Annotated in this window: 13 protein-coding genes and 1 rRNA gene; 7 read left to right on the top strand and 7 right to left on the bottom strand. The window is 49.7% G+C overall.

Annotation, left to right across the window (positions count from 1 at the left end; translation table 11 throughout):
• The first annotated feature begins 157 nt into the window (after window positions 1-157).
• Window positions 158-379 (top strand): DUF2835 family protein, encoded by a 222-nt coding sequence (locus J7438_RS14065; protein ID WP_101745609.1) that lies wholly within the window; start codon window positions 158-160, stop codon window positions 377-379.
• Here J7438_RS14065 and J7438_RS14060 read toward each other — a convergent pair.
• Window positions 371-1,282: a LysR family transcriptional regulator gene (locus J7438_RS14060; RefSeq protein ID WP_209200827.1), complete on the bottom strand. Its 912-nt coding sequence runs from the start codon at window positions 1,280-1,282 to the stop codon at window positions 371-373. The genes J7438_RS14065 and J7438_RS14060 overlap by 9 nt on opposite strands.
• Window positions 1,283-1,423: 141 nt before the next feature.
• On the opposite strand from J7438_RS14060, the gene J7438_RS14055 reads away from it, so the two are divergent.
• Window positions 1,424-2,026 carry an FMN-dependent NADH-azoreductase gene (locus tag J7438_RS14055; protein WP_209277048.1) on the top strand — a complete coding sequence of 201 codons (603 nt, stop codon included), beginning with the start codon at window positions 1,424-1,426 and terminating at the stop codon, window positions 2,024-2,026.
• Between the two features lie 56 nt (window positions 2,027-2,082).
• Here the strand turns inward: J7438_RS14055 and J7438_RS14050 are convergent, their stop codons facing one another.
• From J7438_RS14050 to rsmD, 6 genes are all read right to left on the bottom strand, one after another.
• Entirely contained in the window at window positions 2,083-2,331 is a 249-nt protein-coding gene (locus J7438_RS14050; RefSeq protein WP_101745606.1) for a YfhL family 4Fe-4S dicluster ferredoxin, read from the bottom strand.
• An 88-nt stretch (window positions 2,332-2,419) separates the two neighbouring features.
• Window positions 2,420-2,902 (bottom strand): pantetheine-phosphate adenylyltransferase, encoded by a 483-nt coding sequence (coaD, locus tag J7438_RS14045; RefSeq protein WP_209200829.1) that lies wholly within the window; start codon window positions 2,900-2,902, stop codon window positions 2,420-2,422.
• A 452-nt stretch (window positions 2,903-3,354) separates the two neighbouring features.
• Entirely contained in the window at window positions 3,355-3,933 is a 579-nt protein-coding gene (locus J7438_RS14040) for a hypothetical protein (RefSeq protein WP_209200830.1), read from the bottom strand.
• A 291-nt stretch (window positions 3,934-4,224) separates the two neighbouring features.
• Window positions 4,225-5,682 carry a coniferyl aldehyde dehydrogenase gene (locus tag J7438_RS14035; RefSeq protein ID WP_209277047.1) on the bottom strand — a complete coding sequence of 486 codons (1,458 nt, stop codon included), beginning with the start codon at window positions 5,680-5,682 and terminating at the stop codon, window positions 4,225-4,227.
• A 263-nt stretch (window positions 5,683-5,945) separates the two neighbouring features.
• Complete coding sequence (locus J7438_RS14030) at window positions 5,946-7,040, bottom strand: malate dehydrogenase (RefSeq protein ID WP_209277046.1); 1,095 nt, start codon at window positions 7,038-7,040, stop codon at window positions 5,946-5,948.
• Between the two features lie 246 nt (window positions 7,041-7,286).
• On the bottom strand, window positions 7,287-7,964 hold the full coding sequence (gene rsmD, locus J7438_RS14025) for a 16S rRNA (guanine(966)-N(2))-methyltransferase RsmD (RefSeq protein WP_286196587.1): 678 nt from the start codon (window positions 7,962-7,964) through the stop codon (window positions 7,287-7,289).
• 355 nt (window positions 7,965-8,319) lie between these two features.
• On the opposite strand from rsmD, the gene ftsY reads away from it, so the two are divergent.
• The 5 genes from ftsY to J7438_RS14000 all read left to right on the top strand — a co-directional run.
• Complete coding sequence (ftsY, locus tag J7438_RS14020) at window positions 8,320-9,636, top strand: signal recognition particle-docking protein FtsY (RefSeq protein WP_209277045.1); 1,317 nt, start codon at window positions 8,320-8,322, stop codon at window positions 9,634-9,636.
• Between the two features lie 83 nt (window positions 9,637-9,719).
• Window positions 9,720-10,388: a cell division ATP-binding protein FtsE gene (ftsE, locus tag J7438_RS14015; RefSeq protein WP_209277044.1), complete on the top strand. Its 669-nt coding sequence runs from the start codon at window positions 9,720-9,722 to the stop codon at window positions 10,386-10,388.
• Window positions 10,385-11,470: a permease-like cell division protein FtsX gene (gene ftsX, locus J7438_RS14010; RefSeq protein ID WP_209200834.1), complete on the top strand. Its 1,086-nt coding sequence runs from the start codon at window positions 10,385-10,387 to the stop codon at window positions 11,468-11,470. Before ftsE ends, ftsX begins: the two co-directional genes overlap by 4 nt.
• A gap of 134 nt (window positions 11,471-11,604) precedes the next feature.
• Window positions 11,605-12,459, top strand: coding sequence for an RNA polymerase sigma factor RpoH (gene rpoH, locus J7438_RS14005; RefSeq protein WP_209200835.1), 855 nt, complete (start codon window positions 11,605-11,607; stop codon window positions 12,457-12,459).
• 589 nt (window positions 12,460-13,048) lie between these two features.
• Window positions 13,049-14,069, top strand: a 16S ribosomal RNA gene (locus J7438_RS14000); the annotation flags it as partial.

Here is a 14,069-nt window from a genome sequence, read left to right as displayed (position 1 = left end):
GATTTCAGTGACACAGGTGAAGAGTTTGGTAGCCCACTTCTTAGAAAACTAACCGTAATTTAGCCTTGTTCTATAACCTTTGTGAGAGAAGGTTGCTAAACTGATAGGTGCCTTCTTTTAACGATTAGTCTTAATAAGAAACACAAAGGTTTGAGCAATGCATAAGGCTGTGTTCTCCGTAAAACTCAATTCTGAGCAGGTTCTTCAGTTCTATAAAGGGCAGAAACAATCCGTAAGAGTTCGCACTGAATCGGGCCAGAGTATGAGTATTCCCTACGATATCATGCTGAAATTTGTCACCAGAGAGGGAATTTATGGTCGCTTTGAAATTTCCTACGGTGATGATGGCAAGTTTCTGGATCTTATTCGTCTAACTTGATTCTGAGAAACTCTGATAAGTGGCTTCATGGCAGCACTCCCTGAGTGTGGCTGCCAGCTTCTGTGCGGCAGGGCCAATATAGCTGGGGTCAGGAAATACCAGGTACAGCTGTACATTCCGACTATTACTGAGCCGGGTATCCAATTGTTTGATCACGCCTGCTTCAAGCTCCTGCTGAATATGGTGGGTTGGTAGCCATGCAAACCCAAGCCCCTGTTTCACCAGTCTTATTGAAGAGCTGATGTGGCTGACTGTCCACCGTTCTTCGGATCCAAGCCAGCCAGCGTCTGCCTCTCTTTTTATGCCTGAATCGCGGATAACAATCTGGCGATATTGTTTAAGCTCTTCCTCTGTGATGACGTGATCACGTTGAGCCAGCGGGTGATTCCTGTGAGCAACCGGAGCAAAATTAATCGATAACAATGGTTCTCCAAGAAAGCCCTCAGGCACGATGCCGGTAATCACAATATCGGCTTTGCCACTGACCAGCATGTCCGTTGTGCCTGACAGGACTGACTCAACAAGCTCCAGACGGGTATGCCTTGAAATGGGAGAGAATTGTTCTAATGCCTCTATGATTATTGAGTTCGGGAAGATGACATCGACGGCCAGGGTAAGTGTCCCCTCCCAGCCTGCAGAGAGACTGTCCGCCACTTTTTCCAATGCATCGGCTTCTTTAAGCAGTGTCTGGGCTCTTCTCAGCATGACTTTACCCGCTTCAGTCAATACCGCTTTGCGGCCCTGAATCTCCAGCAGTTCGATACCCAGCTGACGCTGAAGCTTGCTGATGGCGTAGCTGATGGTGGACTGGCTTTTGAAAATCGCCTCCGAAGCCTGGGCAAAGCCGCCATGTTCTACCACTGCCTGAAGCATACGCCACTGATCGAGTGTTGCCTTTGACATTTTGCAGGTCTCTATATATCCAAAAAATCGATACATTCATGCAGTATTTTGAACTTTTCTTTCGTTAATTTCGACGATAAATTTAAACCATGCATATAACAATCATGTAAATAACAATAGTGATCTGAAAAGGTGGGAAGCATGGCTAAATTACTCCAAATCAACAGCAGCCTGTTTGGTGAGCATGGGCAGTCAACCCAACTGTCACAGAAGTTTGTTGAGCGATTTCTGACAGCGAACCCTGATACTCAGCATCAGGTAAGAGACCTGGCTAACCAGCAGATTCCCCATCTGGATGCAGAAATTGTGATGGGCTTTGGTATCCCTGAGGACCAGAAAAACCATCGGCAGGCTGAAATGACAGCGCTTTCTGATCAGTTGATTGAGGAAGTGAAGACCGCCGATATTCTGGTAATAGGCTTGCCTATGTATAACTTCAGCTTGCCTTCGACCCTGAAATCCTGGTTCGACTTTATTGCCAGGGCAGGGATCACATTTAAATATACCGAGCAGGGGCCGGTCGGTCTGGTGGAAGGTAAGAAGGCTTACATTATGGCCGCACGAGGTGGTCAGTATCAGGGTACTGATCTCGATACGCAAACGGCGCTTGTTCGCCAGTTTCTTGGCTTTATTGGTATCCGGGATGTTGAGTTTGTGTATGCGGAAGGGCTTAACATGGGCGATGATATCAAGGGGCAGTCAATCCATGATGCAGAGAAAGCAATGGATAGTCTCGTGTCTTGATGGGTAGAGTCTGAAGCTTGGTGCCGCAAACGTAACGATACATTTGCGGCCCATTTTCAGGCAGCAGTGATGATCAGATACTTTTCCATCAGCTCATCCTGAGTTTCTTCGCAGTCCGGGTTCTTTGGAATACAGTCTACCGGACACACCTGTTGGCACTGAGGTTCGTCATAATGGCCAACACACTCTGTGCACAGTAGTGGGTCAATCTCGTAAATTTCTTCCCCGGGTGAAATAGCACTATTCGGGCATTCCGGTTCGCAGACGTCGCAGTTAATGCAATCGTCAGTAATCATTAAAGCCATAGGTGACCTTTGGGGTTCCGCTCCGCCTGTAAGTAGCTAACCTGGCTACCTTTCAGCTTGTAAAAACAAATGAATGACGGACAGTATCTCAGTTTCCGTTGAACTTATCTGTCAGTGCTTTCTGAACACATGGCGATACAAACTTGGAAATATCCCCATTCAGAGAGGCTATTTCCCGAACCAGTGTAGAGGAAATATAGGAGTATTGCTCTGCAGGTGTCAGAAAAAGGCTTTCCACTTTGGGGGCCAGCACCCGGTTCATATTGGCCATCTGAAATTCATATTCAAAGTCAGAAACGGCTCTTAACCCCCTGAGAATAACCTGGGCCTGCTGCTCCGCCACAAAACTGGCAAGCAGAGAGCTGAAGCCGGTTACCTGAACATTTGGCAGGTGAGCGATGGATTCTTTGGCCAGATTGACCCGGGTTTCCAGATCGAACAGTGGCTTTTTCTTGGGGCTTTCAGCAACGGCAATAACAATGGTATCAAACAGCTTGGCCGCTCTTTCAACAAGATCCATATGACCCTTGGTAATAGGATCAAACGTACCAGGATAGATTACCTTGATCATTAAAAATGACTCTCCGGCCACAAATCCAACAACAGATCAGAGATACAAAACATTTCAGGAGTTCCGCTGTTTACCAGAAAACTGTCTTGTAATTTGCTGGACAGACTCCCGTTGACGTCATTCACTGATCTGCGAATATGGCGACCTTTTTTTAGTAAAAGGGCATGTTAACGAAATAGTCAAAAGGGTTCAAATGATCAGCGTTCTGTGGCACTTAATGTTGAGGATATGAGAATTTTCAGAAGTTATGCGTTTATATAGTCATGGTGCTGGAATGGTTATTAAGTGTACAGATTCATGTTAAAAGTCTGAGAATGTTAAACTGCAATGCGAACTTAAGCAGTGGGTAGAGCAGACGACTGGATTACCCTGACTGATATTTTATCTTTTTACCCAGCTTGACAAGCCATGGCCAGGGCCTTGCCACGGCACGATGAACGCGCTCCTGTTTGTCAAACATAGTTTGTCTGTGAACCCGGACAGAAGGCAGGGCACGCTATCCCCGTGGTTGATTTCTTCCCGGCGATATCAGACTGTAAAAATACTGGAGGGTCACTCTGAATGCCGTTGCCTGATAATAGGAACGGATTCATCAGTTCTGGTTGGGACTGAACAGGCGTTGTGCAGTTAGAGTTAGCATCTAAACTTTCTGCTCCCAATAAAGGTGGTGCCGACGGCAGCTTCAGGCTCTGTTGCTGCCCATTGGCAAGGGAGTCCTGTTTGGTACAGGTGGTGATCTGTCGCTGGCGAAGCTTGACGCACTCGCTACCATAGCAGGCAATAAGAAAACAGGTGGTGAGGGTTGCACCAACACCAGCACCAGCATATGCACCGGCCAGTAAACCCATTTCGCCGCCGCGAACGCAACCTATGAGACCACCAAAAAGGCCAGAGGGAATTGTGCTCATGACAATCGGGCAAGCCCATTCGTTAGAGAAGTCATCTGGACAAGTACAGGTGTAATCCGATGCCCGTTGGGCAAATTGTTTAACGGTTGTCAACGGTAAAGTCAGTGCATTACATGGATTCATGTTGCGTATTTCCTCAAAATAGAAGCTGCTTCCACCCCATACTCTGTTGGCAGTTAACCTGACAGAAAATTGGTACTTAACTTTCAGACTGATTTATTCCGCAAAAGTTCCTATGTCCTGAGTTGCATAAGGAATAATGGAACTTTCGTAATAACTCGATGGATTTCAGTGCCGACGAAATTGATCATCTTCGTAAGTTTCTGGTGTTCAGTGAAAATACGTACCTGAACGTCTGAACCAGTTTTTGCAGGACCGCTGGCAAGCGGCCCCGAAGTCTGAAAGAGAAAGGGCCTATTGTCGGCCGGAGAGGAACTTCAGCATTTTTTTCTGCAGCCAGCCGCCATAGGGCGGGTAGATCATTTTAGTGCTGTTCAGCTTGCCTTTGGTTAACACCGACTTGGCCTTGGAGAATGTCAGGAAGCCCTCATGGCCGTGGTAGTGCCCCATGCCTGATGGGCCAATGCCGCCAAAGGGCATATCTTCAACAGCGACGTGTAACAAACACTCATTAATACAGACGCCGCCAGAGTGGGTCTGTGCCAATACGGTTTCCTGATTGTTTGTATCAGAACCGAAGTAGTAGAGTGCCAGGGGCCGGGGTCGTTGCTGGACAAACTGAATGGCTTCATCAAGGCTATCGATGCCGATGACAGGAAGCAGCGGGCCAAAAATTTCTTCCTGCATAATGCCCATGTTATCAGTTGGATTCTCAATTAAGTGGATGGGGATTCGACGGCTTCCGTCGTTAATTTCCTCATTGCCCGGAGTGTGGATGGTCGCGCCCTGCGCTTTGGCGTCAGCCAGTAATTTCAATAATCGCTGGTGGTGGCGGTCATTGATGATCGAGGTGTAATCATTATTTCCGTTGACCCTTGGGTACATTTTTCGAAAGGCGTTGAGATAGTGCTCGATAAAGGCTGCCTTTTGGTCATTTTTCACCAGAATATAGTCCGGAGCTACGCAGGTTTGACCGGCGTTCAGGGCTTTTGCGTAGCAGACTCTTTCTGCCGCTTCCTGAATCGGGAAGTCGTTATCCAGAATAACCGGTGACTTGCCACCCAGCTCCAGGGTTACCGGGGTCAGATTTTTTGCAGCGGCTCCCATGACATGGCGACCGACCGCTGTCGAACCGGTGAAAATCATGTGGTCAAAGTGCAGGCCGGTAAACTCGGTTGCCACTTGTGCATCACCGCAAACGACGGTGACCAGATTAGCAGGAAATGTTTGCTCAATGATTCGGGCAACCAGTTCCGAGGTTTTTGGTGTGAATTCCGACATCTTGATCATGGCTCGATTGCCGGCGGCAAGAATCGTCAGTAATGGACTTAGAGACAGGAACAGTGGGTAGTTGAAGGGCACTACAATACCGACGACGCCCAATGGCTGGTACACGACTTTTGCCGAGGCAGGTAATAACTGAGGGTTCAGCTTCCGCTTGCTGGGTTGCATCCATTTTTTAAGTTGCTTGATCGTGTAGTGGATATTGCCCAGGTTCGGTATGATTTCAGTCAGTGATGATTCACTTCCGGATCGGCCACCAAAATCTTCATCCAAAGCGGACAGTAATGCGTCTTTATTGCTCAGCAATGCTTTCTTAAGGGCCTTCAGACGATCAACCCGTTCCTGGTAGCTGGGGTTAGGGTTTTGCAGAAAGGCTTTCTTCTGGGCAGCAAGAAGATCTTCCAGGGGAGGGGGGATTTGCCGGGTCACTTTCCTGTGCTCGGACATAATGGGTTCGGCAGCGGTCATTGTTGTTTCCCTCTTGGGTGCTAATGGTTGATTTAATAATTTTTATTGTCTTATTAGGGAGGCTTTCCCTCGTTGGTTGGGTGTACACCTGCATCTCTGATGCAGGCTCAACATAGAACTGAATAGCTGGACTATGGGTATGTTATTTTACATGTTTCAGAGAAGAGCGTATTGACTGTTTTCTTGTGTTGATAACGTGGACAAAAAGAAAGGCTCACATAGAGCCTTTCCTGTATTTTTGAATCACTGGTCAGGCGAACGGCTCAGCAGATACGGTCAGCCCTGTAGTATGACTCGCCGGTATCGATGCCTGCATCAAACTCAGTCTGGCCGCTGCGGCTGGATGTCCTCAACGCTTCGCGGGACGCAGCCGTTTCTTTAGGCAGCAGGTGATCTACCGCTGCCTTTTCTTCTAACAGCTCCTGTTCAGTTTTCTTCATCATTGACTGACCGTAGTCGTTAATGTGAAGGTTCTGAACAATCTGGTAGCTGCCAAATTCACAGACGACAGGGAAAGAGTAGTAGATGCCTTTGGCAACACCGTAGCTGCCGTCGGAAATAATGCCCATGGATACAATACGACCATCGCTGCCCAGGGCCCAGTCACGCATGTGGTCAAGAGCGGCCTGTGCGGCGGAGGCGGCACTGGAAAGGCCACGCCACTCGATGATTTCGGCACCACGCTTCTGGATACGAGGGGTGTATTCTTCCTTGTACCATTGCTCATCGATCATATCGATGGCGGCTTCATCACCCAGTACCTGGGCGTGGTGCAGGTCAGGGTACATGGTTGGGGAGTGGTTGCCCCACACGCAGACACCTTCGATATCCGCAGGATTAACCCCCAGTTTGTTACCCAGGATGCCCTGTGCACGGTTGTGGTCCAGTCGGGTCATGGCGCAGAACTGGGATGGTGCCAGGTCGGGCGCATTGCGGGACAATATCAGACAGTTGGTGTTTGCCGGGTTACCCACCACCAGGGCTTTAACGTCACGGTTAGCCACTTCGTTCAGAGCCTTGCCCTGTTCGGCAAAGATAACGGCGTTGGCTTCCAGCAGGTCGGCGCGCTCCATGCCCTTGGAACGGGGACGGGCACCGACCAGCATGGCGTAATGAATGCCTCGGAAACCATCAAACGGATTGTCGTGCAGACTGATACCGTGAACCAGTGGGAAGGCGCAGTCTTCCAGCTCCATGGCAACGCCACGAAGTTTGTCCATAGCCTGTGGGATCTCAACCAGTTGCAGAATCACAGGCTGATCAGGTCCCAGCATTTCACCGGCAGCGATTTTGAACAGCAGAGAGTAGCTGATGTTGCCAGCTGCACCTGTGACCGCAATTCGTACGGGTTGTTTCATGGGGAACTGCTCCTTAGAGTTTTCAGGTTCATTCTTAGATTAGCAATGCGTCCAAATCGCCATGAGCCGTTCTTTAAGGCAGTTTTTCGTGCTTTCTTGCACTTAAAAGTCATAAAAGAGACCCCCAGCCTACTGAATGGTAAGCCTGTGGATGATACAGCGTTCAGACGTACTGTTTATTTGATAAAGATCAGCCGCGCACAGATTACTGATATCATTTCGGTAAGTCCATATGTGAGACGTTGGTTATTGTTGTTTTTTCATGCGCGACCAGAGGCTGAAGCTTACTTGTCCAGCGGTTTTGCACTTTTCCAGCTGCCAGTTCTCCGGAATTGGCAAAGGGTTCAGCTCTTTCTCTACCTCAATGTAAATATGGCTGTTTTCATTCAGGTAACCATTGCTTTCAAGCAGCTGGCAAGCAGGCTCCAGCAGGTTCATCCGAAACGGTGGGTCCAGGAAAATCAGGTCAAAACCGGTTTCAGCCGGTTGGTTTAACCAGGTAAGGCTATCGCACTCAATCACCATGGCATGCTCAGCTTTTAACAGTGTAAGGTTGCTCTTCAACGTTCTTGTGGCAACCGGACTTTTTTCCAGTAGCACTGCTGAAGATGCGCCCCGGGAAAGCGCTTCCATGGACAGTGCGCCGGTACCACTGAATACATCCAGAACCCTGGCTCCCGGTGTCATCATGGTCAGCCAGTTAAATACTGTCTCTCTCACCCGGTCTGATGTGGGGCGCAAGCCGGGTACATTGGCTACAGGTAACTTACGACTGCGCCATTCACCCGCAATAATCCGCAGCTGACCACCACCGGTATGAGCAGGGCCGGTGTTAGCGCGTGATTCAGGATGCTTGGGATTTCGAGACTTGCGAGGCATTAACAGGCTCCAGCCGGGCAGGGGATCAACAGGGAGCGTAAGCATACTCGTTTCATCGCTTCAGGTCATGGAGTTACCAATCATCCTGGTGTGTATAGACAGCAAAGTCTGGTGAAATAAAGCAAACTCGGAGAAAAGTCTCAGACTTCCAGTAGCCCGAAGTCGCCGTTTTTTATTGTGGATGGTTCCATTCGGTTTCATGAAAGATGGACTATTTTCCCTGAGAAAGTTCATTTCGTGACAGTCTGAATTAAGATAGGATTAGCGATTATCCATAGCCTGCATGATGGATTGTCATTGCGTTTCATCGCCTGTTACGGGGACTTCTCCGACCAGGCTTCAGATTGATGGCAATCCTGATAGTCATCAGGCGCTCCCACCAAGGTTATAGAAGTAGTCTATGTTCGGTTCGCGCAAAGACGATGAGAAAAAAGCCAAACGCAGTTTTTGGCCCTGGGGTCGACGTTCCCGGGATGAAGTTTCTGAAGAGCAGGTAGAGGCAAAGGCTGAGCCTGAAGTAGAAGACGTTGTATCCACTGTCGAAACACCGGAAGTTACTGCTGAGTCTTCAGCCGGTGTTGATGCTGCACCTGAGACTGTGCCTGAGGTCGTTCAGGGCCCTGAAGATAAGCCTGTTCATCCTGAATCCCGGGAGGAATCCGCTCATAAAGCACCTGAGGCTTCTGACAAAGAAGTACCGGTTGTTGCTGTCCCTGAAATTCCCCGGGCTGCTGAGCCAGAATCACTGCCCGAAAAAACGCCTGTTGAGCCAGAAAACAAGCCTGAAACCAAAGGCGGCTTCTTTTCCCGGATGCGTCAGGGGTTGAGCAAAACCCGTAACGTTCTGGTTGAAGGCGTTGCAGAACTGTTTATCGGTAAAAAGGAGATCGATGATGATCTTCTGGATGAACTGGAAACTCAGCTGCTGGTCGCCGATGTGGGCGTTGAAGCCACCACTGACATTATTGAAAAGCTGACCAGGAAAGTTAAGTACAAAGAGCTGGATGATGCGGATGCCCTGATGACTGCGCTGCAATCCGAGCTTGCTGATATTCTTGAACCTGCTGACCAGCCACTGGTGATCCCGAAACAGGACACCCCTTTTGTTATCCTGGTGGTGGGCGTTAATGGTGTGGGCAAGACCACCACGATTGGCAAGCTGGCCCGTAAGCTTCAGTCCGAAGGCCGCAAGGTTATGCTCGCGGCTGGCGATACATTCCGCGCGGCTGCGGTTGAACAGTTGCAGGTGTGGGGTGAGCGCAATGAGATTCCGGTGGTTGCCCAGCATACCGGCGCTGACAGTGCTTCCGTTATCTTTGATGCCTTCGAAGCAGCAAGAGCCCGCAATATCGACGTCCTCATTGCCGATACTGCTGGCCGCCTCCACAACAAGGATCATTTGATGGAGGAGTTGAAAAAGGTGAAGCGGGTGCTTGGGAAACTGGACCCTGATGCGCCTCATGAAGTGTTACTGGTGCTGGATGCGGGCACCGGGCAGAATGCCTTGAGCCAGGCTCGTCTGTTCCATGAAGCGGTGCAGTTAACCGGCATGGCCCTGACCAAACTGGATGGAACCGCTAAGGGTGGGGTGATCTTCGCGCTGTCCAAGCAGATGAAACTGCCAATCCGTTTCCTGGGGGTGGGTGAGCAGATAGATGACCTGAGACCCTTCTCGGCTAAGGAATTTGTCACGGCGCTATTCTCCCGGGAAGGTTGATACAACAGGCAATGAGCGGCAGGTGTCGCTCATTAGGTCATTGGTTACTTGAATAGCATCCGAGATAGATTAAGGACAGCTGGATGATTCGCTTTGACGGTGTCAGCAAGCGTTACCCGGGAGGTCATGTTGGCCTTGAGCAGGTCAGTTTTCACCTGGAGCGGGGAGAGATTGCGTTTCTGACAGGCCATTCCGGTGCAGGAAAAAGTACCCTGATGAAGCTGGTTATGCTTCTTGAAAGGGCCAGTGCAGGTCAGGTCTGGGTGGGGGGGCATAACCTGCGGGCTCTGAAGAACAGCCGGATTCCCTATCTTCGCCGCAATATTGGTGTGGTTTTTCAGGATCACCAGCTGCTGTTTGATCGTACAGTTTTTGAAAATGTTGCTTTACCACTGCTGATCGCAGGCTATTCTCCCAGTGATTGCGCTGGCCGGGTTCGCGCTGCACTGGATATGGTCGGGTTATTAAGCAAGGAAAAGTTGTTGCCAGTGGCCCTGTCCGGTGGTGAACAACAGCGGGTTGGCCTGGCGCGGGCAGTCGTGAATCGCCCGGCTTTGATTCTTGCGGATGAGCCCACCGGAAACCTTGATCCGCAGTTGTCCACGGAAATAATGAAGCTGTTTGAAAATTTTAATCAGGTGGGTGTTACCGTGTTGATCGCCAGTCATGACCTGGCGCTGGTGGCCCGGATGCGACACCGTATTTTGACCCTGGATCATGGCAGGCTGGTTGCAGACCAGGAGGTTCAGTGAGTCTGTTTAGTAAGAACAGGCGACAGCAAAATGGTCGTCGGCACACAGTGGATGAACAGACTGGTATGGGCAAAACCACTGGAAAGAGTGCGGGAAGCTTTGTTCCTAAAGAAGCCCATAAAGATGCCCATAAAAGAGGTGCCAATCGCCAGACGGTAGCAACCCTGACACTGCACTCTTTCGTCAGCCTGCATCGGCAGGTGGGCAGGGATGCACTGACCCGTCTGCTGAACAACCCTGTGGCCAGTCTGTTAAACAGCTTGCTGATCGCGGTTGCCTTTTCCCTGCCGGTTTTACTGTTTGTTCTGGTGAGCAATGTGCAGGTGCTTGGGGCAGCCTGGGATGGGCAACCCAAAATCTCCATTTACCTCAATCATGGGGTTAGCCAGAAAATTATTGATCAACGTATTGCGGATTATCGTCAAGACCCTCTGATTAAAGAAGTTGTCTACCTGTCACCGGAGCAGGGGGTGAACGACTTTCAGCAAAAGGCCGGACTGCAGGATGTGATTAGCCAGCTTGGGTTTAATCCATTGCCGGGGGTGATTGCGCTGCTGCCTGTCAGTGAGGCTTCTTTTGAACAACTGGATGATGCCGTGGTCCATTATCAACAAATGGAAGGGGTTGACCAGGTTCGCCTGGATCGCCAGTGGGTACAGAGGCTGCAGGCAATATTAACGATGCTTGAACGCTTTGCTGTTATGCTGGGCGGGATTCTTGGGCTTACCGTGGTTCTGGTGATCAGCAACACCGTGCGCCTCAGTATTGAAAGCCGTCGTGATGAAATCAAAATTATCAGTATGGTGGGGGGAACCCGGGGCTTTATTGCCATGCCCTTCATCTATATGGGGATCTGGTATGGCGTGATTGGTGCCATCCTGGCTCAAGTGATTGTTTTTTCATTATTAGCTGTCCTGAGTCATGAAATGATGAATATTGCCGGACTGTATAATAGCGAGATGGTATTATCCGGCCCCGGTTTTGGTGTGTTAGGCGTATTGTTGCTTGCCGGAATAGCGTTTGGTGTTCTGGGGGCAATGAGCAGCTGCTATCGACATTTTCAGGCTTTAGTACCTGATTAGTCTGTGTAAAGTAAGAAAATGTCCTGTAAAGTCGATAGCGATTGTGAACCCAATTGTTGTTATTATTAGTATTCGTTTGAACTTCAGCTATTTTAACAGAGTCTAATTAAGAGGGTATCTTGACGGAGTCAGTTATGGGCACCAGTCTTCAACCAGTCGATATGTTAGTTCCTGGTCGCAATATTGATGCATATGTTGCGTCAGTCAGCAGTATTGCTGTGTTGTCTGCTGAACAGGAAAAGACCCTTGCTGAGCGCCTCTTCTTTCATAATGATCTGGAAGCGGCTCGTCAGCTGGTCATGTCTCACCTTCGCTTTGTTGTTCACATTGCCAAAAGCTATTCCGGCTATGGTCTGCCACTGGCAGATCTGATTCAGGAAGGCAATGTGGGCCTTATGAAGGCAGTTAAGCGTTTTAACCCTGAAGTTGGGGTAAGGCTCGTTTCCTTTGCTGTGCATTGGGTCAAAGCGGAAATACACGAATTTATTCTACGCAACTGGCGCATTGTGAAAGTCGCGACCACGAAAGCGCAACGCAAACTTTTCTTTAACCTGCGCAGTGCTAAAAAGCGTCTGTCCTGGTTAACTAACGATGAAGCGGATGCCGTAGCCAAAGATCTGGGCGTTGAAGCTAAAGTGGTTCGTGAAATGGAAAGCCGAATGGCTGGTCAGGATACCGCTTTTGATGGCTATGGGGACGATGATAGCGATACCGCTTATCAGGCACCTGCGTACTATCTGGAAGATCATAACTCGGACCCTTCTTCTTTGCTTGAAGATGCCGACTGGTCCGACAGTTCTATTTCCCAGCTGAGAAGTGCGCTGGCACAGCTGGACGAACGCAGTCGGGATATTCTGCAAAAGCGTTGGCTGGCAGACGAAAAGGCAACGCTGCATGAGCTGGCGGATACCTATGGCGTATCTGCTGAGCGCATCCGCCAGTTGGAAAAGAATGCGATGAAAAAGCTGAAAGGCTCTATGGAAGCCTGATGCAGATTAAACGTTCTGAAAAAAGTCGCTAAATAGCGGCTTTTTTTATGAGGTTAAAAAAAACAGGGTGTTGACTTTTATCCACACCTGCGTAGAATGCGCCGCTCTTCCACGGGCTAACCTGAAACGGTCACCCACGGATCAGCAGAATGAATCATCATCGCTGACCGGGAAGTGCGGTTTGAAAATGGGTTGTTTTGAAATGAATGAAAAACAACCGGTTGACAAATCAAGCTGGCGCGGTAAGATGCGCCTCCGCTTACAGGGCTTGAGAGCAACGTTAGCGAGTTGGAAAGCTACTTTCTTCTTCTGAAAAACGAATGCTTGACAACGAAAACCGCCACGGTAAGATAGGCGGCCTTGCTGATCGGCGCTGACTGCTGAATCAGCGATTAAATCACTACGATTTAATCAGTTCTTTAACAAGATATCAGACAATTCGTGTGGGCGCTTGTGCGATTGCATCGGTAACAAGGCTTCGGCTTTGAACACTTTAAGATGCTTAATTAATCAAGCGAACATACCTGTAAATTCATGTACGTTTAATTGTGACATTGAGCCGTTAGCCTTCGGGTTGACACAACGATTTAAACTGAAGAGTTTGATCATGGCTCAGATTGAACGCTGGCGGCAGGCCTAACACATGCAAGTCGAGCGGTAGCAGGAAGTGCTTGCACTTCGCTGACGAGCGGCGGACGGGTGCGTAACACGTAGGAATCTGCCTGGTAGTGGGGGATAGCCCGGAGAAATCCGGATTAATACCGCATACGCCCTACGGGGGAAAGGAGGGGACTCTTCGGAGCCTTTCGCTATCAGATGAGCCTGCGTCGGATTAGCTTGTTGGTGGGGTAAAGGCCTACCAAGGCGACGATCCGTAGCTGGTCTGAGAGGATGATCAGCCACACTGGGACTGAGACACGGCCCAGACTCCTACGGGAGGCAGCAGTGGGGAATATTGCACAATGGGCGAAAGCCTGATGCAGCCATGCCGCGTGTGTGAAGAAGGCCCTAGGGTTGTAAAGCACTTTCAGTGGGGAGGAAAGGTTGAAGATTAATACCCTTCAGCTGTGACGTTACCCACAGAAGAAGCACCGGCTAACTCCGTGCCAGCAGCCGCGGTAATACGGAGGGTGCGAGCGTTAATCGGAATTACTGGGCGTAAAGCGTGCGTAGGCGGCCACCTAAGTTGGATGTGAAAGCCCCGGGCTCAACCTGGGAACTGCATCCAAAACTGGGTGGCTGGAGTACGGGAGAGGAGTGTGGAATTTCCTGTGTAGCGGTGAAATGCGTAGATATAGGAAGGAACACCAGTGGCGAAGGCGACACTCTGGCCTGATACTGACGCTGAGGTACGAAAGCGTGGGGAGCAAACAGGATTAGATACCCTGGTAGTCCACGCCGTAAACGATGTCTACTAGTTGTCGGTTGTCTTGTACGACGGGTAACGCAGCTAACGCGATAAGTAGACCGCCTGGGGAGTACGGCCGCAAGGTTAAAACTCAAATGAATTGACGGGGGCCCGCACAAGCGGTGGAGCATGTGGTTTAATTCGAAGCAACGCGAAGAACCTTACCTGGCCTTGACATCCTGCGAACTTTCTAGAGATAGAT

This window comes from Thalassotalea sp. G20_0 (assembly GCF_017744175.1).
In the GTDB taxonomy this organism is placed as follows: domain Bacteria; phylum Pseudomonadota; class Gammaproteobacteria; order Pseudomonadales; family Endozoicomonadaceae; genus Endozoicomonas.
The sequence above is the reverse complement of the archived record's forward strand: the minus strand, read 5'-3'. Positions and strand labels throughout refer to the sequence as shown.